The following is a 1,082-nucleotide window of genomic DNA, read 5'->3' as shown; positions in this document are numbered from 1 at the left end:
TCCTCCAGGTGCGGGTGACCGGAGAGGATGAACTCGTCCAGGCCGAGCGCGTGGTACTCGGCGATCCGGTCGGCGACCTCGGTGTGGCTGCCGACGAGCGCGGTGCCCGCGCCGCCGCGTACCAGCCCGAATCCGGCCCACAGGTTCGGCGAGACCTCCAGCCCGTCGCGGGAGCCGCCGTGCAGGTCGAGCATCCGCCGCTGCCCCTCGGACTCGCTGCGCCGCAGCCCTTCCTGCACGGCGCGCACGTCGGCCTCGGGGATGCCGTCGAGCAGCTTGCGCGCCTGGGCCCACGCCTCCTCGGCGGTGTCCCGGCTGATCACGTGCAGCCGGATGCCGTACCGCAGCTCGCGGCCGGCCCCGGCGGCGAGCCCGCGGATCCAGTCCAGCTTGCCGGCCACCTGCGCGGGCGGTTCGCCCCAGGTCAGGTACACGTCGCTGTGCCGGACGGCCACCGGCCCGGCCGCGCCGGACGACCCGCCGAAGTAGACCGGCGGCACCGGGTCGGGCAGCCGGCCGAGCCGGGCGCCCTCGACCCGCACGTGGGCGCCGTCGTGGTCGACCGTCTCGCCGCGCCACAGCGCCCGCACCACGTGCAGGAACTCGTCGGTACGCGCGTAGCGGGCGTCCTTGTCCAGGAAGTCGCCGTACGCGCGCTGCTCGGCCGACTCGCCGCCGGTGACCACGTTCAGTAGCAGCCGCCCGCCGGACAGGCGCTGGAACGTGGACGCCATCTGCGCGGCGAGGGTGGGTGAGAGCAGGCCGGGCCGGAACGCGACGAGGAACTTCAGCCGCTCGGTGACCTCGGTGAGCATGGCGGTGGTCAGCCAGGCGTCCTCGCACCAGGCGCCGGTGGGGGTGAGCGCGCCGGCGAAACCGAGCTGTTCGGCGGTGCGGGCGATCTGCCCCAGGTACGCCACGCTCGCGGGTCGCGCGCCACCGGCCGTGCCGACCGGTACGCCGTGTCCGCCGCCCACGATGTCCCGGCTGTCGCCGTAGGTCGGCAGGAACCAGTGGAAGGTGAGCGACATGGGGGCCTCCGGTGCGCGTCGGACGGGCCGTCTCCTGAGTGGTGGGACGAC

General features: G+C 74.8%; 1 protein-coding gene. It reads right to left on the bottom strand.

From position 1 onward, the window contains the following. Positions 1–1,031: LLM class flavin-dependent oxidoreductase (locus tag KBX39_RS31760; protein WP_210874109.1), on the bottom strand; the 1,031-nt coding region annotated here is incomplete at its 3' end. Positions 1,032–1,082: the final 51 nt, after the last annotated feature.

Origin of the sequence: Micromonospora sp. D75 (assembly GCF_018070405.1) — a bacterium.
GTDB lineage: Bacteria > Actinomycetota > Actinomycetes > Mycobacteriales > Micromonosporaceae > Micromonospora > Micromonospora chalcea.
The sequence above is the reverse complement of the archived record's forward strand: the minus strand, read 5'-3'. Positions and strand labels throughout refer to the sequence as shown.